We start from the raw sequence: 20508 nt of genomic DNA, 5'->3' as shown, positions 1-20508 counted from the left end.
CTTGCGCAGGACTTGCGCACGGCTGTGTCATTCCGCAGGAGGGAACTTGAACAAATCCAGTTTTTGCTCGGCCACCGGTCTGTGGAAACTACAGAGCGATACCTGGGTTCGCGGCAGAGATTGGTGCAGGCAGTCAACGATCACCTCGCGATCGAACCGCTCATAAGTGACTTTTCCGGCATATCCGGAAGTGCTACCGCTTGTTTGCACCGCGACTAAGCGCCCGAGCGGGGGATATCAGAATGGCCGTTGCAATGCAGAAGCTAGAGAGCGCTGAAAGCGATAGAATGCGGGCGGGAGACCCAGAAGTGGCCAACTCACCGGACTCGGCAGCTCAAAACGTCATCCCGATGTACGAACTAAAGTGGTCTCATGCCGAGAAGACAGTTGCTCGCAGAGCCTTCGACCTGGCGCTTGGCAAAGAATTGGAAGCTCTCCTCCAGGAAGCTAAAGGCCGAGCCGCGAGGATCGAGGAGCCGTCGGAGCTGTGGGATTTGGAAAGCTGGCTGACGGAACGTCGGCGGGAGATTGACCGAAGGTACGACTACCGCTACTCCATCCTTCCACTCGTGTTTGCCCAACTACTTCGCGACGGCCGCCTAACCGAAGACGATTTGCACGGGCTTGGACAGGAGAAACTCGACCTTATTCGCAGAGCCTCGGCCATCTGAAGGACGGCTCGTGACGCGAGGGACACAGGCAGATGAACGACGCATAGCCCATCGCTCGTGCGCAGGCGGCGGGAACGGTATCGAAAAACGCAGTGTATCAGGGGCCTCCACGAACTTGCCGAGAAGCTGACTTTTCGGGGGAATCGCAGGCTATATGGACTCGAACGCGATGGACTCGAACGCACTTTTTACTACTTTCACGCTCGGAGCTCTCACTCTTTAAGCATCGCGTGGATCTTCGATAGATCTTGAACATGCAGGCGAATCGTATTTCTCATGGCGGCCGTGAGAAAGAGGAACAAGCTGGGAGATTGGAAGACTTCAAAGTACCAAAGCTGAGAAATTCAGCGGCAGGCGTCTATAGATCACTCTTGTAGGTTCTGTAACGAACGAGTCGATCGCATCTATTTTGTTGCGCGTCTACGACGGATGTAGTGAATCTGAACCAACGTATGAGTGATCAGCCAAAACTTTCGAAGCTGGAATTTCGGGTGATGGAGTTCCTCTGGCGGGCCAAGGAGGCCTCGATACGCGAGATCACTGAGGGCCTCACCGTCGGCGAGTCCACGCAACGTTCACTGGCATACACAACGGTGCAGACCGTGGTGTACCGGCTGGAAGAGAAGGGTGTCGTCCGCCGCAGCGGTAAGGTTGGGAACTTCCACATCTTCGCTCCGATCGTCTCGCGTGACAAGGCTCAGCGGCGTTTGCTGGATGAGCTGATGGGTTTCTTCGGCGGCAAGGGCAAGCTGGTGATGGCGCACCTGATCGAGACCGGCGAGCTGACTCTGGACGATGTGAAGGAAGCGGAAGATCTGTTGAAGCAGTCGCGAAGGCGGAGGAAGTCGGAATGACGTTTCCACTGGACTGGAGTGCGGGCTGGGTAGTGGGGTTGATGCATCACCTGTGGCAGTCGACGGTGGTGTGTGGATCGCTGTGGCTGTTGAGTGTGATGCTGCGGCGCAATGCGGCGCGGATGCGCTTCCGGCTCTGGATGCTGGCCTCGATCAAGTTTTTGCTGCCCTTCAGCCTGCTGATCACGGCTGGAGAGGCGATCTCGGTGAAGAAGCAGGCGGCACCGAGTGTGGCACCGCTTTTTTCCATGATGATCGAAGGCCCGGCGAGCCATTCGACCCTGGTGAAGCCGCTGCATGCGGCTGCGCCTGTGGTGAACGAGGGTTCGCACGCTGATGTCGCGCCAACAAAGCGGCAGAGCATCATGCAGTATGCACTGCTCTTTGTGTGGACTGCGGGGTCGCTTGTTGTTGCTTTTGTATGGCTGCGCAGCTGGGTTCGGCTGCGTGCGATGGTGCGGCGCGGAACGCCGGTCGGCGACATCGCCGGTCTGCACGCAGTGATCGTGGTGAGCGCGGCTGAGCCCGGTGTCTTCGGCATTGTTCGGCCGGTGCTCATGCTGCCCGAGGGCGTGACGCGCAATCTTTCAGTGGCGCAGATGGAGGCGATCGTGGCGCATGAGCTTTGCCATGTGCGGCGGCGCGACAACCTCTGGGCGGCTCTGCACATGATGGTCTCGGCGATCTTCTGGTTTCATCCGCTGGTGTGGTGGATTGGTCGTCAGATGATCGCGGAGCGCGAGGTCGCGTGCGACGACGCGGTGCTGGAGCAGTCGCACTCGGCGACGGAGTATGCCGAGGGGATTCTGAATATCTGCAAGTTCTACCTGGAGGTTCCTGTGGCGTGTTTCTCTGGTGTAACCGGCGCGGATCTGAAGAAGCGGATCGCGCATATTCTCTCTGGAAGTGCGGCTGAGCGGCTCTCGATGGGAAGGAAGCTGGTGCTGGGCGCTGCCGGTGTTCTCTCGATCGGACTGCCGCTGACGTTCGGGCTGCTGCATGCTTCGCGCAGCTACGCGCAGGCGCCGGCGAAGACGAACCCCGAGGATACGTGGCAGGGTACGCTGCAGACGGCGCAGAAGGGCCTGCGCACGGTGCTGAAGATCACCAAGACTCCCGATGGAAAGCTGAGCGCGCTCTTCTACAGCATCGACCAGGGCGCCCAGCCGATCCCGGTGAAGGAGACGACGTTCCAGAACGGCGAGCTGGCGCTGAACGTGGAGGCGATCGACGGCGTGTACAAGGGCAAGATGTACGCCGGAAGAGGCGCGCACCCCGCAACAGAAGGAACTGCTGGCGCTTTCGGACGTGCTGCTGGCCGAACTTGAGCAGGCTGATGAGTACGTCTTCGGGGTGCCGATGCATAACTTCGGGGTGCCCTCGGTGCTCAAGCTCTGGATCGACCAGATCGCGCGCGTGGGCAGGACTTTTCCTGTGCGGAAGGAACGCCGAAAGGACTGCTCACGGGCAAAAAGGCGACGTTCATCATCGCGACCGGGGGGATATATGACGCGCAGACTCAGATGTCCTCATTCAACTTTGTCGAGCCGTATCTGCGGTCGGTCTTTGGCTTCCTCGGTGTGACAGATGCGACTTTCCGCACGGCAGGCGGAACCGCTGCACTCAACCACGGGCAGGACCGCGATGCGTTTCTCGCCCCGCACCTTCAAGTCGTGCAATCGCACGCACAGGCAATTTAAAGGAGACGAAATATGAAAACTGTTTCTATCATTGCGCGCTATTTGCTTGGACTGCTGTTTACAGTCTTTGGCCTGAACGGATTTCTCAACTTCATCCATCAGCCACCGCCGACGAACCCGCTTGCGATCCAGTTCTTCGTCGCCATCAGTGCTTCGCATTTTGCCGCGTTCTTCTTCGCGGTGCAGTTGATTGGCGGGCTGCTTTTGCTTTCGGGCTTTTTTGTTCCGCTCGCGCTTATTCTGCTTGCGGCGGAGCTCTACAACATCCTCGCGTTTCACCTCACGCTTGCGCCTGCGAGCATTGCTCCAGCACTGCTAGCGTCTGTGCTCTGGGTCCTGGTCTTTCTGCAATATCGCGCAAGCTTCAAGGATGTTCTAGCGGTAAAGCCGATGGCGCGGGAATAGTTTGCCTCGTATCGACAAAGGCAAGACCGTAAGGATGCCAGGTTTACCGAGAAATCTCCTAGCTTGGATGGGAGACTGGATTACATGAAGAAAATTGGGTTCCTCTCATTCGGTCATTGGACACCTTCTGCGCAGTCACGAACGCAGTCGGCCGCCGACGCGCTCCTGCAATCCATTGACCTCGCCGTGGAGGCCGAGCGCCTGGGAATGGACGGAGCCTACTTCCGCGTTCATCACTTCGCGCAGCAACTCGCATCACCGTTCCCACTGCTCGCGGCGGTCGGTGCAAAAACGCGAAAGATTGAAATTGGCACCGCAGTGATCGACATGCGGTATGAGAATCCTCATTACATCGTGGAGGACGCTGGCGCTGCGGATCTCATCTCTGGCGGGCGCCTGCAGTTGGGTATAAGCCGCGGTTCCCCCGAGCAGGTCATCGATGGTTGGCGCTATTTTGGCTACCGCCCGATTGAAGGCGAGGATGATGCAGACATGGGCCGGCGACACGCCGAAGAATTTATCGAGCTGCTGCGCGGCAAAGGCTTCGCTCAACCTAATCCGCGTCCGATGTTCCCCAATCCGCCGGGGCTTTTGCGTCTTGAGCCTTACTCCGAAGGGCTGCGTGACCGGATCTGGTGGGGATCTGCTTCCAATGCGACAGCTGCATGGGCCGCGAAGCTGGGAATGAACCTGCAGACTTCAACACTCAAATTCGACGAGACTGGCGAGCCGCTCCACATCCAACAAGCTGCGCAGATTCGCGCCTTTCGCGCCGCCTGGAAGGAGGCTGGTCATACGCGCGGTCCGCGCCTTTCCGTTAGCCGCAGCATTTTCGCGTTGGTCGATGACCGCGATCGTGCCTATTTCGGACGAGGCTCTCAGCCTCAGGAAGAGGACAAAATCGGTCACCTTGACGAAAATACACGGGCGATCTTCGGTCGGAGCTATGCTGCTGAGCCAGAAATTCTCATCGAGCAGCTTAGAAAAGACGAGGCGATCGCGGAGGCAGATACTCTCTTGCTTACGGTTCCGAACCAATTAGGCGTTGCGTATAACGTGCATGTGATTGAAGCGATTCTCACGGACGTTGCTCCCGCGCTCGGTTGGCGCTGATAGCCCAATATTGCATGCAGCCCGGCGGCGCCCGTTAGGCGTAAGCCTCCCAACGGTTTCCGTAACGAGGTCGGATTCTCACATTGCGCGTAGGTCAGCTTCGACTTCAAAATCAGCGGTGGGCACGACTCGCTGCCGACGATGAATCCTATCAACTTTCGGTGAATCTGAGTACTGTCAGGGAGAAGCAGAGATGTTCTTGGCGATATCGATCCTTTGCGCTGCTGTCCTGGTGGCTTTCGTTCTCGCCAAACGCATAAGAGACCGTCGCGAAATGGAACGGTACACCATCACACCGGAAGCCTTGCATGCGTTGTTGGATTCAAACCAGGATGTTGTTGTCGTTGACGTTCGCCAGCCTTTGGATTTGTTGGGAGATTCCGTCATCATCCCGGGCGCACAGTGGCTCGCAACCGATGAGGTGCACGCGAATCCTTCGCTGCTTCCGAAAGAGCGAGACATGATCGTTTACTGCACCTGCCCGAGCGACAAAACCAGCCGCATCATCTTGCATCGGGCTCTCGCCATGGGATTCTTACGAATCAAATTCCTCAAGGGCGGCCTCGATGGCTGGAGAACCAATGGCTTCCGGGTCGAACCGTACAAGAGACCCTTTCATCTCAACTCGGGTGAAACGAATCGCGTTGCGACCGTGACCTAGCTAGTGGATTAGGCAGAGGTCCGGGCAGAGGTCGGAAGGACAGAGGTCGCGGGCACATTAAGGACACAATAACCATTCCCACATGTTCCCATAAGCGCCAAAAGGAGCCATCCGTTACGCTTATTTTCTACAAGTTACGGGTTTCTAGTGCCCTGTCACGGCAGAGGTCGCGGGTTCGAGCCCCGTCGTCCCCGCCATACATTCCAAATGACTTACGGGACGTATGGACCTAAAGTGACAACGAAATCTGGGTTCGATATGGAATACGAACAACCAGTCCACCTTCGCCAGCCCGCGCAGCTTGACCTGCTGGAGCGGGCCGGTTTGCTTCAGCCATCGCCGCGGCGATCAACCGTTGCGGTTCTCCACCAGAGCATGGCCCAGGTAGCTCAGCTTCGACTCCTTACCATAGCTCTTCTTGTACAACCGCGCGTCCGGATCGGTGGTCGATTCATGCGTCTAGTTGGAGCGCTTCATCAGAGCCACCCTTGAAGCGGAAGCTCTTCTGCGAAGCCCAGGCCTGGATCAGAGTGCCGTGCACGGTGAAGTGTTCGTCGGACATGAACCGCTTCGCCTGTCGGTTGACCTCGGCGAAGAATCGCTGCGCCACGTCGCTGGTCAACAGACGGTCGCGATTCTTGGAGAGCACCGCATGATTCCACACCGCATCGTCCATGCCCAGGCCAACAAACCAGCGGAACAACAGGTTGTAATCGATCTGCTCCACCAGAAGACGCTCAGACCGCACCGAGTAGAACACCTGCAGCAACAGAGCCCGCAATGTACTCCGGCGCAATCGATGGACGACCCGAGATTGCGTACAGCGCGTCGAACTCGGCCCTCAGGCTGCGCAACGCAACATCCGTCAGCTTGCGTACCGCACGCAAAGAATGATCCTGCGGTACACGCTGCTCCAAAGAAACATATATGGCCCCCGGCGTGACTTCCAGCGTCAAAAGAGGTTGAAGCTTCTCCGCTGCCAACCGATCAAGGTTTCCGGCTTAGCCACGGAAGTCTGATCGTCTAACGGTTATGCGTGGAGACGAACGGAGTCAGGATGGGATGTTCAGCTTAGGGAGCGGGATCTTCGAAAAGGAACAAGCGTGACAATGTCCGCGTTCCGACACGTTGTGTCAAATATTGAGCAATAGATCAGGTCCCATTAGCTTCCAGCCACAGGGGGGCTCAGTGATAATAGATGTCCTTTTGAAGATCCAGCCTGAAGTTTAGCGTGCTGCATCCATTGAGTCTTGGCGAGCCTGCGCGTTTGTAGTCTGGCCTTTGAGGCACTCACTCGAACGTATAAAAGCGAGTCAGTTAGCCGAACGGAACATTTGGAGATACATTTGCTCTACGTTTAGTTGGCCCCTAAAGCGCAGATTCCCTTCGAGAGGAAAGTACATGGCAAAGAGAGTAGCGGACCTCCTTCGAGGTGTTTTGCAGGAAGCGGGGGTTCAGCGTTTTTACGGCGTCTGCGTCCATTTGCTTAACGAAATTCTCTGATTCGACCCCGAGTCGGACGCGGATTGACTGGACTCATGAGTGCCATGAGGAGGAGCAGCGTTAGCCTCTTTTGTTAGGAATCAGGAAATTTTGACGTGTTTCGAGTTCGATACGTTTCGCCTTCCACTTCAGGCCCGCTGCTCCGCGTGCCTTGTTCAAATTAGAGAGAAGGCATGTGGAGACTTACAAGTTGTATTCTGCTCTACTAGGACCAACTTTGCTCATTGTTTTGCAGTGCGCCGGCTGTGCTCTAGCGCAGAGTGCCCCCGTATCGCCTGATCATGTGTGGCATTCGCCTGTTGAAATCAATATTGAAGCAGATCTTCAAAAAATTCCTGACTCGAGATTCACCATAGATCTGGCAAAGACTTATACGTTGTCAGAGCTAATTGATCTGGCGGAAGCACACAATCCAGCCACTCGCGTTTCGTGGGAACGTGCCCGCGCTCAAGCGGCAACCCTTGGCGTAACGCGCAGCGAGTTATATCCCACACTCGCAGCTGCCGCAATCTCACGGACCAGCCGCTCGGATGTGTTATTTGGCGATCGCTTCAATCGCCAGATTATCGAGGACTTTCGGGTGGAGTTGGCGCTCAATTACACCCTGTTTGACTTCGGGGCCCGCTCCGGCCGAATCAGCGCTGCGAAAGCGGAGGTTCTGGCGGTCAATTTCGCGTTTAATGACATTCATCGCCAAGTCATCTACCAGGTGCAGCAGTCTTACTACCGGTTATTGAATTCGATGGGGCAGGAGGGTGCGGCACGAGCAAGTCTGTCGAATGCACAAGCGGTGCAACAAGCAGCCGAGGAACGCCTGGCTCATGGCCTGGGAACTCTACCCGATGTGCTGGAGGCGCGGAGCGCCACTGCTCAGGCTGACTATGACCTGCAAGCTATCGTCGGAGCGGAGGAGATCGCTCGCGGCGATCTCGCAACCGCGGTGGGAACCTCCGCGACTATTGTGATCCAGGTCCAACCGCTGGATCAGCTACCTACTCCGGAGTCGATCGGCGATACGGTCGATCAGGCGATAAACCGTGCACTCGAGCAACGACCTGATTTAATGCGGCAAGTCGCCGCGATAAGATCCGCAACTGCAAGTGTTCAGGAGGCGAGGGCGGCGTACTACCCCGCATTGACCCTTAACGCCAGCCCAGCTGCGGCGTCGTTCAATGGCTTACAGTCGCCAAATCCCTGGACGTACACTGCCGATCTGGTCGGCGCGTTGCGCTTGAATCTACAATGGACAGTCTTTGATGGAGGCGCACGAAAAAATCGGCTGGCCGAGGCGCGGGCCGGCGTCCACGCAGCAGAGGCCCAAGCGAACGTCAAACGCAACCAGATTACCGACGAGGTTTGGACCGCTTACTCCAATTTGAACACTGCTTTTCGGCAACGTAAGGCGGCTATCGCTCTTCTTGAATCCGCGAACCAGTCCTACAGCGCGGCTCTCGAATCGTACAGCAACGGCGTGCGCAATTTGCTGGATGTGACTGCCGCTCAACGCACCCTGGCGCAAGCCCGGTCGGCGAATGTCTCGGCGCAAACGCAGGTCCTCACCGCTATCGCAGACCTGGCGTCCAGAACCGGAGATTCCATTCGCGCCACTAGCGCGAGGCCACGGCCATGAAGGTATACAGGATTCATCGGTATGTACGCAGTGCGTTCGTGCACGCCCTGTTGGTGTTGACGGGTTGCGCACGGGCCCCTTCATTCGACATCCTGGGGTCGTTCTTTCCTGCGTGGCTCATTTGTTTTGCGGTAGCCATTCTGCTTACGGTCGCTTCGCGAGCGATCTTGTCTCGGTACGTGGAGATAGCCTGGCCGGCTCTCGTCTATCCAAGTATGACGGCACTCTTCACCTTCGCCATGTGGCTCATCCTGTTCCATTGAAAAATGCTATGGAAAATAATCAAAATGCGGTAGTGCGCAAGCGTCTGGGACGCTGGGTCAGCGTTGTGATCGTGACAACGGCAGCGGTCCTTGGGCTGTTCGTGCTTTTCCACACGAACTACTATCCACGGACCGATGATGCCGAAATATTTGCGAATTTCATCGGAATCGCGCCCCAGGTCGAGGGTCCTCTCGTCCGATTGACCGTCAAGGACAATCAGTTCGTGAAGAAGGGCGAACTGCTTTACGAAATAGATGATCGTCCGTATGAATATGCTCTCGAAAATGCTCTTTCCGAGCAGAAAGCTCTGGAAGGGCAGATCTCCGATGAACAGCGAAAAATAGCAGCGTTGGTGAGTGGAGTTTCTGTGGCGCAGGCAAATATCCACAGCATGGCAGCCAACGTGACCACCGCGGAGCGAGGCGTAAGCCGCGCGCGCGCGCAATGGAGCTACGCGAACAACAATCTGCATCGCCTCGAGCCGCTGTTGACAAAGCAGTTTGTCAGTGTGGATGAAGTGGATAAGGCCAGGAGTTCGGAAACTGCGCAGGCAGAAGCACTGAGACAGGCTGAATCTCAACTGCAGCTGGCACAGGCAGAATTGAACTCTGCTCTAGCGCAGCACGAACAAGCCCGGCACGCGGTCACAACTCTTGAGCCCCTGATCAACCAGCGGGGTGCAAAAGAGGCAGCGGTGAAGAAAGCCAGATACGACCTGGACAGGTGCCGTGTGTACGCGCCGTTCGATGCTCGTGTGACCAATCTCACGATTTCAGAAGGCGCCTATGCCCATGTCGGCCAGCAAATGTTCATGCTGATCGACGCGCGCACCTGGTGGGCAGTTGGAAACTTTCGAGAAGGCGAACTCAAGCGCATTACGCCAGGGATGAAGGCTGATGTCTATGTGATGTCGCGGCCAAATGTTCGCTTTGTCGGAGTCGTGGAGAGCATCGGTTTTGGAGTAACCCCCGATCCTGATGTGATTGGCAAGTTGGAACCCTCTCTTCCGGATGTGCAGCGCACCCTGAACTGGGTGCATCTGGCGTCGCGGTTCCCGGTTCGAGTACGCGTCGAGAATCCAACGCCTGATTTGTTTCGAGTCGGCCAGTCAGCCGTGGTCACGATTCGGGGCGAATGAAAATGGCAACCGTCGCCCGAAGCATGCCTCAGCCATCTCGTCCGCTGTGGATAAGGAATTTTCTAAAAGAAGAACTTGCGCCGTATCCGGGGCGGGCGGCCCTCGTCGCGCGGATGACAATCGCTGCAACCATCGTGATGATCGTCTGCATGACCTTTCGCGTTCCGCATGCTTTCCAGGGCGCAATCTATGTGCTGATGATTTCTCGCCAGACCTCGCGGGCAACCGTGGAATCAGCAGTAGTGATATTGCTTTGTACCGCAATCGGCGCCGCATATCTTCTGGTTTCGATGTGGTTTGTTGTCAGTCTCCCCCTGCTTCATTTTTTCTGGGTCATCGGCTCTTTCTTCCTAGTTTTCTACGCCATCAGCACTCTGACCAACTACAGTGCGGCGGTAGTCCTCGCCGTCATGGTTGCTGTTGGAGTTCCATTCTGGGACCGCCATGTTTCAGCCGAGACCAACGTGGAAGATACTCTTTGGCTTTGCCTTGCGGTGTTGATAGGAGTCGTGATTACTGCGGGGGTGGAGTTGGCATTTGTGCGGCTGCGGTCTGGAGATGAAGTTGTTTTGCCTATTGCAGAGCGACTGGCCGCAGTCGGGAATTTGTTGACTTGCTACGCGGAGGGCCGGGCTGTAGATCCCGCAATCGAGCGAGAAATCATCCACCTCAATACGCAAGGAACCTCCTTGTTGCGGCTTGCCTTGCGGCGCTCGGATTATTCGCACCAGTATTCCGTAGAGATTGGTGGTGTTGTAGCTCTTGTGGGCAGGCTCGTCGATCTTGCGGCAACTCTGACGCAGCTCAGGTTCGAGCTGTCAGTCCACGATCAGAGACGATTCCGGAACTTAGCCTCGACTGTCGCAATCATTCGTGATGACTTGATGAATATGCGAATTCCGGGATCGGTCCAGTTCAATGACGATGGACAAGTGACGAGTCTTATCCCTTTACTTGACGAGATGGAGCACACAGTATCTCTCATACCCGAGGCATTTGCCGATTCTCGTTCAATCCAGGAGTACGTGCCATCAGCAGATGATACGCGGCGAGGAACATTTATTGTCCCGGACGCGGTGGTCAATCCTGAGCACCTACAGTTCGCGGTCAAAGGCTGCGCGGCTGCGAGCGTTTGTTATCTCATCTACAACGCAGTCGATTGGCCCGGCATTAGTACTGCCGTAACCACATGCCTGCTGACAGCGCTCACAACCGTGGGTTCATCTCACCAAAAACAGGTTCTTCGCATCGCCGGCGCCATGGTTGGCGGCTTTCTAATTGGCATGGGTTCGCAGGCCTTTATTCTGCCCTATTCCGATTCAATCAGCGGCTTTGTGGTTCTTTTCGTTGCTGTCACCGCCCTGTCTTCCTGGTTCATAACATCCAGCCCTCGGCTGTCATACTTTGGAATGCAGGTCGCTGTGGCTTTCTACCTCATCAACCTGGACGGATTCAAAATGGAAACCTCGCTCTCGGTCGCACGAGATCGCGTAGTCGGCATTTTGCTGGGTCTCTTCATCATGTGGCTGGTGTTTGATCAAATATGGAGTGCGCGCGCCGCTGTTCAGATGAAGAAGGCGTTCATTTCCAATCTCCAATTGTTGGCGCAATTTGCAAGAGAACCGTTTTCAAAAGACCTGAAAACTGGAATAACGCGGAACCTTGCGCTTCGCGAGACAATCCATACTAATCTTGACAAAGTACGAACTCTCGCAGACGGTGTTCTCCTCGAATTTGGGCCTTCCCGCGACCAGGATTTAGCATTGCGTGATCGCATCCGGGATTGGCAGCCGAATTTGCGAATGATCTTCATTATTCGCCTCGTCTTGTGGAAGTACCGTGTTCGGCTCCCCGGCTTCGAGTTGCCGGAAGAAATCCAGTCCGCGCAGGAGGAGTTCGATAGTCACCTGGCCAAGGCCCTGGAAGGAATGGCGGATCGCATCGAGGGCAAGGGGCCAGCGCAAATTGAGGATCTGATAAATGCCTACGCCCAGCTCGAACAAGCGGTGAATGCAGCGCCAAACCAACAATACAAGCTGTCGCAGCAGCTAGAATCGTTTCTTCTTTTATCCCGTAGAATCGCCGACTTGGCAGACTCTTTGACAAAGGAAATGTGTGACTGACGGACCGTCACCAAAGAAGTTCCGCCCTCTCCTCTTTCTCCCGCTCTCTTACCTCCGTATCTGCGCGGAACCCACGCAGATCAAGTCCGCCGATAAAGACAGATATTGCGCAGATCCTGGTATTGCTAGGGAGGTAGAAGGAGCCGCGTCGCCAAAAGATGTATCGGCGCTCGGTTGCGCATTCAAGTCGGTGTATTCGCGTGGGTTCAAATCTTGAGCATGCAGCTGAGATGATGTGGAGACAGACGGCACAATCACCCAAATATTCACAGCCGTGCTGTTGATTCAGGCTGCTCTAGCATTGTGAAATTGTCCGCTGAAACGACGCGCTGCAATGGTCGTACGATCCCAAGCCGCTTCAGCCGGTACATCAGCGTTGACCGGTTCAAACCGAGCATGGCGGCTGCCCCCTTTGATCCTCCAATTCTCCAACGCGTCGCGTGCAGTGTCTTGAGTATAAGCGCTCGTTCGTTGTCTCGGAGGGTCATTGGCACAGCAGGTTGTGGCTCTCTAGATGTTGTCCGTATTGAACGAGAGGCAGCAATAGGCCCAATAAACGTGGGCAGTGGGTTCGGCAGGACGCCGTCCTGTGCCAGGATAACCGCGCGCTCGATAAGATTCTGTAGCTCACGTATATTGCCAGGCCAAGTGTATGAAGAAAACGCCGCCATAGTTTCCGAAGGAAAGTTGTGGATGCGCTTTCCCATGCGTCGGCTGAAAATCTCGACGAAGTGTTCCACAAGGGCTGGAATATCCTCACGGCGTTCGCGGAGGGGTGGCAGCGAGATTGGAAAAACGTTGAGTCGGTAATACAGGTCCCTGCGGAATTCGTTTTGTGCCACCATTCCCACGAGATCACGGTGCGTGGCCGCGATCAGACGAACGTTTACATGATGCGTCCGGCAACTGCCCAACCGTTCGAATTCCTGTTCTTGTAGGACGCGGAGCAATTTAGGTTGCAAAGTCAAAGGTATATCCCCAATTTCATCCAAAAAGAGGGTTCCCTTGTCAGCCAGCTCAAAGCGACCGATTCTTTGCGCTATGGCTCCTGTGAAGGCTCCTCGCTCGTGACCAAAGAGCTCGCTCTCGAGCAAATCCAAAGGGATTGCGGCGCAATTCAGTTTGATAAAGGGGGAGCCATACCTTTCGCTGAGGTTGTGAATCGCGTGCGCGATCAACTCCTTACCGGTGCCCGTTTCTCCATGAATCAACACTGTGGACGAGGTCGGCCCGACACATTCAATCTGCTGAAACACCGCCTCGAGCGCCGGACTGCTACCAACGATTTGCCGGAATTGGGGTCCTCTATCGTCGTGAGTCCGAAACCCGCCATTCTCGATGTCTCCCACAACTGTCCTCCCGGAGACCTGTTACATCAGGTCTTTGCTACCATTCACGCTCCCAGGGCCGCTCGAACTCGATCAAGCAAAATGCCACTGTCAAAGGGCTTGGGCAAAAAACCCACTGCCCCGCTCCTCATTGCTTGAAGGCGCATTTTTTCGTCTCCGTGCGCTGTGATGAAGATGATCGGAATTGCACAGCTTTCGGCCTTCAGCTTTGCCTGGAGATCCAAGCCGGACATGCCCGGCATACGGATATCCGCGACCAGGCACGCAACCTCTGAAAGTTGGCCCGACTGAAGGAATTCCTCAGCCGATTCGAATAAGGTCACGGCGAAACCAGCACCTTTTAGTAGCAGGCGTAACGCTCTCCGGAGCAATTCGTCATCATCCACAACGGCGATCAACTCGGTTTTAGTCGTAGTGAGCACGGCTTCTACAGTATCTTGTCTGCCCAAAAGGACTCAATTGTCGTTGTGTATAGGTCTCTTATATATGTATATAAGGAGTGGGTAAAGAGTACGAACCCGGTAGGTTAGGTGGGTTTAGAAGAACTGTCCGCTGGAAGTTTCAGTTTTTCCGCCATACTACCCAATTCAGCGGGAGAGCCTGCTTTCATCTTACGCATAACATGGCCGCGATGGACTGCTGCGGTAATTTCGCTAGTTCCGAGCATGGAGGCGATCTGCTTGGTCTGCATGCCTGAGACCAGAAGACGCATCACTTCCCGCTCACGTGCGGTCAGCGTTCTGTATTTTTCCTGCAATTCCCCAATCTCATTCTTTTGTTGCCGTGCTACTTTGTCGCGCTGCAAAGCTTGCTGGATCGCATCCAAAAGGTCCTGATCTCGAAACGGTTTTGTTAGAAATTCGACGGCACCCGATTTCATGGCCTTTACAATCATCGGAACATCGGCATGAGCGGTAATGAAAATAATTGGGATATGAACGCCAGCTTCGATCAATTTGCGTTGAACTTCCAATCCGCTGATCTCAGGAAGGCGCACGTCCAGAATGAGGCAACTTTCCACATCGGGGCGCTTGTGCCGCAGGAAGTCTTGTGGCGCCGCGAACACCTCAGCGTTCAAACCCACGCTCTTCAATAGACGTTGCGTTGCGTTGCGTATATCGGCATCGTCATCGATGATGAATACCGTAGCCGGAGAACTCATGTGCTCTCCTGAAGGCGATTTGGCGGAATGAAATGATACATAGCGCCAAGGTCGGAGTTAGAGGTGGTCCATAGACGGCCACCGTGTGATTCGATGATGGAACGGATGATTGCCAAGCCCATGCCGGTGCCTTGAGGGTTAGATTCGAATTCTGAATTCCAGTATGAACCAAGGGCATCTTATCTTGGAGAACGGTTGGACGTTCACGTTCAACCAATCGGTGGTTCATTTCGGCAGCGCTCGCCCGATATCGCGAGTACGGCACGCGTTTCTCCGGTGATGGCTCCAGTAGCACTTCGCACCCAGTCGAGGGGTGTTTTCAGTGAAGTAAAACTCTACCATTGGACACCGCCCGTCATGCTAGGCGGTGAGGGTGCGATTCGATTCTGGGTGAGGTCGAGCGCAGGACCAACGTTGGAGCAGGAGGGCGCACGACTTCCATAGGCTGACTGCACGCGACTTCGCATTGGGTCGAAATTAGCGGATAGCTGTGCATATATTGACATTCTGTCAGCTCTTCACCACCCACACAAACTCCACCGTGAGTCGATGGTGAGAATAACGTCGATAATACGGCCGTTTGTGTATTAGAAGAACATCCTGCCGAGTGGCACGACGAATGCTTCCTTCTATGTGCGGTGAGTGTGCGGGACCTCGAGCGCTTTGTCTTAGTGACGTCTGTTCTGGAGTACTCCAAACACGACTGTGCCCTTTCCTTGGCTGCACGCCTCCGCACATTGAAGGAGCACGGGGCCCGGGCTTTTGCGCAACTCGCCGGCGCGCGGCATCGTGAGTTCCGGAGAAATTCAATTCGAAGAGGTTCAGGAGCTGAATCGATGACCAGTGCTGTTGCAAAGGATTTCGGGTAGGATTCGTACTTGAAAGGTGGCGAGCTTAGGGTCGCCAGACTGCTGATATCGACCGTGTCAAGTTTCTTTGGGAAGCACGAAATGAAACTCCATCTTGCTATGTCTGTCACCGAAAGGAGCGTGAGTAATGTCTTCCTCCCCCGTCTCCCCAGCACCGGCATCGAAGCCGGACATGCCGAGCAGCGAGCAGAAATCGGCAGCACGACCTGAGTCCCGCTGGCAGAAGTACGTCACACCTCTCGTGGTAGTGCTACTCGCTCTCGCCGTCTTGATTACCGTTACGCGGAACTGGAATTCGTGGGAAGGCGGCAAGGCGGAACAGGTTACCGACGACGCTTACGTTCGCGGTGACCTCACCCCGCTTAGCACCAAGGTTTCGGGCATTGTTCGCGATGTGAAGGTATCCGATTTCCAGGCTGTGCGCCAGGGAGACCTCCTGGTTCAACTCGACGACGATGATTACCGGGCACACGTAGACCAGGCGAGTGCGGCAGTGGCAGCGGCAAAAGCCGCCATCGAGAATAACCGGCGCCAGAAGCAATTGCAGCAAGCCAAAATCGACCGGGCACTCGCCGGGGTATCGCAAGCCGAAGCCGAAATTTCGGAGGCGCAAGCGGGAATTGCAGCAGGGCAAGCCGACCGGGACCGCACTCTCCTCGAACGCCGTCGCCAGGAGGCTCTCATCGAGACCAACTCCACTACGCATCAGAAAGTTGAGCAAGTGGTGGCAGCAGAAGAGGGCGCACGAGCCCAACTACTCAGTCGCCAAGCTTCATTGGAACAGGCCAGGGCGATGCTATCCAGTAATCAATCGGCAGTCGATGCCGAACGCCGCGGGCTTGATGTTCTGGATGCGCAGCATCTCCAACTTCGCGCCGACCTGCAGGCCAAGGAGGCTGCGCTTACCGTCGCACAAGTAAACCTAAGATACACAAAGATATTCGCGCCTGCAGACGGCACTGTTGGGGAACGGCAGGTTCGACCTGGACAGTTGGTCTCTCCTGGAACGCAGGTGATTCCTTTCCTTGAGAAGACGAAATGGGTGCAAGCGAATTACCGCGAGACCCAATTAACCAATGTCAAAGTTGGTGATCCCGTGGAGATCCGCATCGATGCGTATCCCGGAGAGGTCATTCATGGCAAGGTCATTGAGATTGCTCCCGCCAGCGGATCACAGTTTGCGTTATTGCCGCCCGACAACGCCACCGGTAACTTCACCAAGGTGGTACAGCGAATCCCGGTCAAGATTGCGCTCGATGATGCCGACCTGGCGAGCAAATTGCGCCCAGGGCTTTCCGTTACTGCGACTCTCCGAACGAAACAATAAGGCTAGTTCATGGCTGCCTCCATCGGTATAAATCGCCCCCTGACGACAGCAGAGATCGCACATGCTACGGCTGCGGCGATTCCCTCTGAGGTCTCCACACGACCTCTAGTAGGGATTCTCGGCGTCCTCATAGGCGCCCACCTCGTCACGCTGACGGGTCGCATGCTCACGCTTGGGATGGCGGACCTAAAGGGTCACGTCGGCATCAGTTTCGACCAGGGCGCATGGCTCGACAGCGCCTATAATGCGGCCCTTATGTTTATCGGGCCCTTTAGCGTCTACGTCGGTGGTTTACTTGGCCCACGGCGCGTCCTTCTATTTGCGGCTGGAGTATTTACCGTGACCTGCGCCTTCCTGCCGCTCATACACAGTTATAGCCTTCTAGTTGCGGCATTGATTGTCGCCGGGCTGACATCAGGCACCTTTTATCCCCTCACCCTGACTTTTGCACTTCGCATCACTCCCCTGCGATTCCTGCCTTTCACCATGGCGTTCTACGCAACGTTTATAGACGGGGCCGTCAATATTGCGCCGTCACTCTACGGCTGGTACCGCGAACATCTTTCCTGGCACTGGATGTTCTGGAATTCAGCACTGATTGCGCCGGTGATGATGACCTGTATCTATTTCGGGATACCCGCAGCCCCCGCCAGAAAGAAGGACGGTCCTGCGCCGCCCAGCTTTGTTGGCTTCCTTTACCTGAGTGCCGGATTGGCCCTGATGTTTACCGCCCTCCAGCAGGGACAGAGGCTCGACTGGTGGCGCTCCGGCGTATTCAACGGGTTGTTTTGGTCCGGCGCGTTCTTCACACTATGCGCGCTCATACGGCGACTACGCGGCCCCAACCCGCTGGTGGCGCTTCCTTATCTCTGGAAGTGGAACACTGTCCTGTTGGGAAGTCTGCTCTTCTGGTTTCGCTTTACTCTCACCCTAACCATCATTCTGATTCCGCAGTCGCTGGCCATCCATGGTTTTGAAGCGAACCAGATTGGCCCAGCCATCATCTGGAGCGCTATTCCGCTCCTGCCCGTCGCGTTTACAGCGGGGTTTCTGATGCGTCGCGGGCTGGATCCTCGACTGCTCTTCGCTGCCGGGCTGACGTGCACTGCCCTTGCGGCTGTCCTGAGCGCTCAATACACGAGTGCGTGGGCGGCAGAAAACTACTATCGTACCGAGCTGCTCACGGGCGTCGGGCAATCGTTCAGCCTCATCGGCCTCGTGGGATGCATTATCCTGCAGGGAGTCTTCACGGGCGGGTTGGCGAAACCTCCGTGGATCCTGACCTTCTCTGCGTTCTTTCATACCATTCGCTTATTTGGTGGAACCGCGGGGGCCATATATATGGCCCACTTTCTCGCCGACCGCGAGAGGCTGCACTCCAACCTTCTTGGGCTGCACGTAAGCAGCGGAAACTGGATTACAGATGCAAATATCCGCGCAATGACGGCTGGACTCTTCGGAAAGTCCTCTGGAATGCAATCGGCTGGGGAGCGCGCGGTCGATCTCATCGCGGCCCGGCTGCGCCTTCAGGCCTATTCGTTGAGCCTCATTGACGGATACCTGTTGGTCGCATGGACGTGCGCCATCGCACTCATTCTCGTCGCCCTGCTCCGCAAGTCGCCGATGAATTACGGTGACCTGAGCACGCTGCAGAACATTCCGGCCGCCAAGAAGGAGTCGAAAGGATGATACGAAAAACAAAAGCCCTGCTCATGGTATTAGGGCTGTCGACCTCTCTCACCCTTGCCGCGGAGCCGGAAGATGGTGCTTCCGCTCGCCACATTACCTTGCATGAGGCCGTGCAGTTGGCGCTGCAGCACAACCACATCGTCCACATCGCCGAATACAAGGTCGAGGAGAAGCAGCACGCCAAAGAAGTCGCGAAGAGCGAATATTTTCCTTCTATTCGAAATGAAAGCAACTTCGTACATCTGACCGACACACAACTCATAGAAATCCGCGCCGGTAGTCTCGGCGGTGTCGCCGGCGGCCCTGTTCCTCCTGTAAATTCGATCATCAATCAGGGTGGACGTAACTTAACGACCAGTGGAACCCAGCTCACACAGCCTTTGACCACACTGCTGAAAATCCGGCCTGCGAACGACATGGCGCGAGCGGAGCTGAATGCCTCACGACAGGATGCGCAGCAAACGGAAAACGATATTGCTCTGAAAATACATCAGCTCTACTACAAGGTTTTGATCTCGCAAGTCCACCGTGCCGCCACCGAAGCCAGAATCAAGGCGTCGGAGGACCTGCAAAGCGAACGCACCCAGCAGGTGAAATACGGCAGCGTGCTGGAAGAGAGTTTGATCGAAAGCCGGGCGCAGCTCCTGGGGGCAAAACAGGAGCTCCTGACTACCGACTTACAGCTCTCCGACCTTACGCTGCAGCTCAACGATGCGATGGGACTTCCACTCAAAACGGCGCTGGATCTCGATCCCAACACTGCCGAAGTGCAGCCGGCCTGCGCGCGCGAAACGTGCGTGGCTGAGGCACTCGCATCCCATCCCAAGATAAGCGAAGCGCGCGCCGAGGTGGAGAAAGCGAATGCCGCTGTTCGCCTGGCGAAAACGGATCTCTACGTGCCGGATACATATGCCTACGCTCGTTACAGCTACCAAAACCAAGTCCCGTTTTTAGCCCGCAATTTCGGCAGTTTCGGTGTTCACTTCAGCTACGACCTCTTCGATTCGGGACGCAAGCATGCTCTCCTCCGCGAGCGCGAGGCTCAACTGTCCCAGGCGAAAGAAAATCTCGCGCGGCTTACCGATGAAGTCGAACTGGCAGTACAGACCGCATACAACAAGCTGGAAAAGACCCAGCAAATGCGGAAGGTATCTGAGGAACTGCTGGCCCTGCGCACCGAATCCCGTCGAGTTCTGCACGAGGAACTGATTCGGGGAGAGGCTCTCAGCTCTCAGTCCGATATGGGAACTGCCCAGGAGCTCGACGCCAAGACGTTGCTTCTGCAGTCACAGCTGGACTATACCCAGGCCAACGACGACATCATTCACGCCATAGGCCGCACACCAGAATAGGCTCCTGCAGTGCCCCTGCGGCCCCTTAATGCTTGAATTTGCCTTCTTTGGGTTGGAATCTCGTGGCTAGTGTCCTGAGTCTAAAGTTCTCTTGCAAAACCTGGCGACTGAGTCGAGGATCTGGTCGGCGGTTTTGTGCCAGAGGAAGGGTTTCGGGTCGCGGTTGTGGTGTTGGATGAAGTCGTCGATGGCGGCTTTGATTTCCTTGGTGGAGCGGTGGACGCCGCGGCGGAGTTGGCGTTCGGTGAGCAGCGCGAACCAGCGTTGGACCAGATTGAGCCATGAGGCCGAGGTGGGCGTGAAGTGAACGTGGAAGCGGGGCCGTTTGGCCAGCCAGTCCCGGATCAGCTTCGTTTTATGGGTGCCGTAGTTGTCCAGGATCAGGTGAACGTCCAGTTCTTCCGGCACCTTCTTCTCAATGGTGTCGAGGAAGTTGCGGAACTCCGTCGAGCGATGGCGCTGCTGGTTCTGGCCGATGATCTTGCCCGTCCTGGCGTCGAGGGCGGCGAAGAGGCTGGTGGTGCCGTGGCGCTTGTCGTCGTGGGTGCGCCGCTCCGCCTGGCCGGGGCGCGCATGGGCAGCCATGGCGCGGTTCGATCGAGGGCTTGTATCTGCGACTTCTCGTCGACACACAGAACCAGCGCCCGGTCGGGAGGGTTCAGATACAGACCCACGATGTCGCGCACCTTGTCGATGAA

The 20508-nt window shown here is 56.1% G+C and carries 17 protein-coding genes and 5 pseudogenes; 16 read left to right on the top strand and 6 right to left on the bottom strand.

What is annotated here, in order from left to right; all coding sequences use genetic code 11:
* From Q363_RS43050 to Q363_RS23305, 8 genes and pseudogenes are all read left to right on the top strand, one after another.
* Positions 1-219: pseudogene (locus Q363_RS43050) on the top strand (hypothetical protein); the annotation flags it as partial.
* Positions 220-308: 89 nt separating this feature from the next.
* The gene (locus tag Q363_RS23335; RefSeq protein WP_157467415.1) at positions 309-671 is read left to right on the top strand and encodes a hypothetical protein; all 363 of its coding nucleotides are present in this window, start codon (positions 309-311) and stop codon (positions 669-671) included.
* Positions 672-1123: 452 nt separating this feature from the next.
* Positions 1124-1525 carry a BlaI/MecI/CopY family transcriptional regulator gene (locus tag Q363_RS23330; RefSeq protein ID WP_035355460.1) on the top strand — a complete coding sequence of 134 codons (402 nt, stop codon included), beginning with the start codon at positions 1124-1126 and terminating at the stop codon, positions 1523-1525.
* A complete protein-coding gene (locus tag Q363_RS23325; protein WP_035355456.1) occupies positions 1522-2853 on the top strand; it encodes a M56 family metallopeptidase in 1332 nt (443 codons plus the stop codon). The genes Q363_RS23330 and Q363_RS23325 overlap by 4 nt, the downstream gene beginning before the upstream one ends.
* Positions 2834-3225 (top strand): annotated as a pseudogene (locus Q363_RS44575) (FMN-dependent NADH-azoreductase). Before Q363_RS23325 ends, Q363_RS44575 begins: the two are co-directional and overlap by 20 nt.
* Before the next feature lie 12 nt (positions 3226-3237).
* Positions 3238-3630 (top strand): hypothetical protein, encoded by a 393-nt coding sequence (locus tag Q363_RS23315; RefSeq protein ID WP_035355453.1) that lies wholly within the window; start codon positions 3238-3240, stop codon positions 3628-3630.
* Between the two features lie 84 nt (positions 3631-3714).
* Positions 3715-4743, top strand: coding sequence for an LLM class flavin-dependent oxidoreductase (locus Q363_RS23310; protein ID WP_035355451.1), 1029 nt, complete (start codon positions 3715-3717; stop codon positions 4741-4743).
* A 193-nt stretch (positions 4744-4936) separates the two neighbouring features.
* Positions 4937-5404, top strand: coding sequence for a rhodanese-like domain-containing protein (locus Q363_RS23305; protein WP_035355449.1), 468 nt, complete (start codon positions 4937-4939; stop codon positions 5402-5404).
* 351 nt (positions 5405-5755) lie between these two features.
* Here the strand turns inward: Q363_RS23305 and Q363_RS40995 are convergent.
* Positions 5756-6360 (bottom strand): annotated as a pseudogene (locus Q363_RS40995) (IS5 family transposase); the annotation flags it as partial.
* A 923-nt stretch (positions 6361-7283) separates the two neighbouring features.
* On the opposite strand from Q363_RS40995, the gene Q363_RS23295 reads away from it, so the two are divergent.
* The 4 genes from Q363_RS23295 to Q363_RS23280 are packed head-to-tail and all read left to right on the top strand — an operon-like array spanning position 7284 to position 12062.
* Positions 7284-8537 (top strand): TolC family protein, encoded by a 1254-nt coding sequence (locus tag Q363_RS23295; protein ID WP_245632412.1) that lies wholly within the window; start codon positions 7284-7286, stop codon positions 8535-8537.
* Entirely contained in the window at positions 8534-8800 is a 267-nt protein-coding gene (locus Q363_RS23290; protein WP_051979195.1) for a YtcA family lipoprotein, read from the top strand. Before Q363_RS23295 ends, Q363_RS23290 begins: the two co-directional genes overlap by 4 nt.
* Before the next feature lie 8 nt (positions 8801-8808).
* Positions 8809-9939 (top strand): efflux RND transporter periplasmic adaptor subunit, encoded by a 1131-nt coding sequence (locus Q363_RS23285; protein ID WP_035355447.1) that lies wholly within the window; start codon positions 8809-8811, stop codon positions 9937-9939.
* A complete protein-coding gene (locus Q363_RS23280; RefSeq protein WP_084080674.1) occupies positions 9936-12062 on the top strand; it encodes an FUSC family protein in 2127 nt (708 codons plus the stop codon). Before Q363_RS23285 ends, Q363_RS23280 begins: the two co-directional genes overlap by 4 nt.
* A gap of 266 nt (positions 12063-12328) precedes the next feature.
* On the opposite strand, the gene Q363_RS23275 is transcribed toward Q363_RS23280, so the two are convergent.
* The 4 genes and pseudogenes from Q363_RS23275 to Q363_RS46680 form a co-directional block, all read right to left on the bottom strand.
* Positions 12329-13411 (bottom strand): sigma-54 interaction domain-containing protein, encoded by a 1083-nt coding sequence (locus tag Q363_RS23275; RefSeq protein ID WP_051979194.1) that lies wholly within the window; start codon positions 13409-13411, stop codon positions 12329-12331.
* Positions 13412-13455: 44 nt separating this feature from the next.
* Complete coding sequence (locus tag Q363_RS23270) at positions 13456-13860, bottom strand: response regulator transcription factor (protein WP_245632411.1); 405 nt, start codon at positions 13858-13860, stop codon at positions 13456-13458.
* 77 nt (positions 13861-13937) lie between these two features.
* Positions 13938-14573 (bottom strand): response regulator transcription factor, encoded by a 636-nt coding sequence (locus Q363_RS23265; RefSeq protein ID WP_035355445.1) that lies wholly within the window; start codon positions 14571-14573, stop codon positions 13938-13940.
* Positions 14570-14713, bottom strand: a pseudogene (locus Q363_RS46680) (ATP-binding protein); the annotation flags it as partial. The pseudogene Q363_RS46680 and the gene Q363_RS23265, both read right to left, overlap by 4 nt.
* Before the next feature lie 810 nt (positions 14714-15523).
* Between Q363_RS46680 and Q363_RS45630 the strand changes: the two are divergent.
* From Q363_RS45630 to Q363_RS23250, 4 genes are read left to right on the top strand one after another with little or no spacing between them, the layout of a single operon-like run.
* Positions 15524-15652, top strand: a complete 129-nt coding sequence (locus Q363_RS45630) for a hypothetical protein (protein ID WP_281176062.1) — start codon at positions 15524-15526, stop codon at positions 15650-15652.
* Positions 15653-15710: 58 nt separating this feature from the next.
* Positions 15711-16769 (top strand): HlyD family secretion protein, encoded by a 1059-nt coding sequence (locus Q363_RS23260; RefSeq protein WP_245632410.1) that lies wholly within the window; start codon positions 15711-15713, stop codon positions 16767-16769.
* 9 nt (positions 16770-16778) lie between these two features.
* Entirely contained in the window at positions 16779-18458 is a 1680-nt protein-coding gene (locus tag Q363_RS23255) for an MFS transporter (RefSeq protein ID WP_051979193.1), read from the top strand.
* Positions 18455-19810, top strand: a complete 1356-nt coding sequence (locus tag Q363_RS23250; protein WP_035355438.1) for a TolC family protein — start codon at positions 18455-18457, stop codon at positions 19808-19810. Before Q363_RS23255 ends, Q363_RS23250 begins: the two co-directional genes overlap by 4 nt.
* A 66-nt stretch (positions 19811-19876) precedes the next feature.
* Here the strand turns inward: Q363_RS23250 and Q363_RS23245 are convergent.
* Positions 19877-20508 (bottom strand): annotated as a pseudogene (locus tag Q363_RS23245) (IS630 family transposase); the annotation flags it as partial.

The organism is Edaphobacter aggregans DSM 19364, assembly GCF_000745965.1.
In the GTDB taxonomy this organism is placed as follows: domain Bacteria; phylum Acidobacteriota; class Terriglobia; order Terriglobales; family Acidobacteriaceae; genus Edaphobacter; species Edaphobacter aggregans.
The sequence above is the reverse complement of the archived record's forward strand: the minus strand, read 5'-3'. Positions and strand labels throughout refer to the sequence as shown.

Coding starts and splice junctions, on each gene's coding strand:
- Q363_RS23330 (WP_035355460.1), top strand. CDS start 1,124: ATGAGTGATCAGCCAAAACTTTCGAAGCTGGAATTTCGGGTGATGGAG.
- Q363_RS23325 (WP_035355456.1), top strand. CDS start 1,522: ATGACGTTTCCACTGGACTGGAGTGCGGGCTGGGTAGTGGGGTTGATG.
- Q363_RS23315 (WP_035355453.1), top strand. CDS start 3,238: ATGAAAACTGTTTCTATCATTGCGCGCTATTTGCTTGGACTGCTGTTT.
- Q363_RS23310 (WP_035355451.1), top strand. CDS start 3,715: ATGAAGAAAATTGGGTTCCTCTCATTCGGTCATTGGACACCTTCTGCG.
- Q363_RS23305 (WP_035355449.1), top strand. CDS start 4,937: ATGTTCTTGGCGATATCGATCCTTTGCGCTGCTGTCCTGGTGGCTTTC.
- Q363_RS23290 (WP_051979195.1), top strand. CDS start 8,534: ATGAAGGTATACAGGATTCATCGGTATGTACGCAGTGCGTTCGTGCAC.
- Q363_RS23285 (WP_035355447.1), top strand. CDS start 8,809: ATGGAAAATAATCAAAATGCGGTAGTGCGCAAGCGTCTGGGACGCTGG.
- Q363_RS23280 (WP_084080674.1), top strand. CDS start 9,936: ATGAAAATGGCAACCGTCGCCCGAAGCATGCCTCAGCCATCTCGTCCG.
- Q363_RS23265 (WP_035355445.1), bottom strand. CDS start 14,573: ATGAGTTCTCCGGCTACGGTATTCATCATCGATGACGATGCCGATATA.
- Q363_RS45630 (WP_281176062.1), top strand. CDS start 15,524: ATGAAACTCCATCTTGCTATGTCTGTCACCGAAAGGAGCGTGAGTAAT.
- Q363_RS23255 (WP_051979193.1), top strand. CDS start 16,779: ATGGCTGCCTCCATCGGTATAAATCGCCCCCTGACGACAGCAGAGATC.
- Q363_RS23250 (WP_035355438.1), top strand. CDS start 18,455: ATGATACGAAAAACAAAAGCCCTGCTCATGGTATTAGGGCTGTCGACC.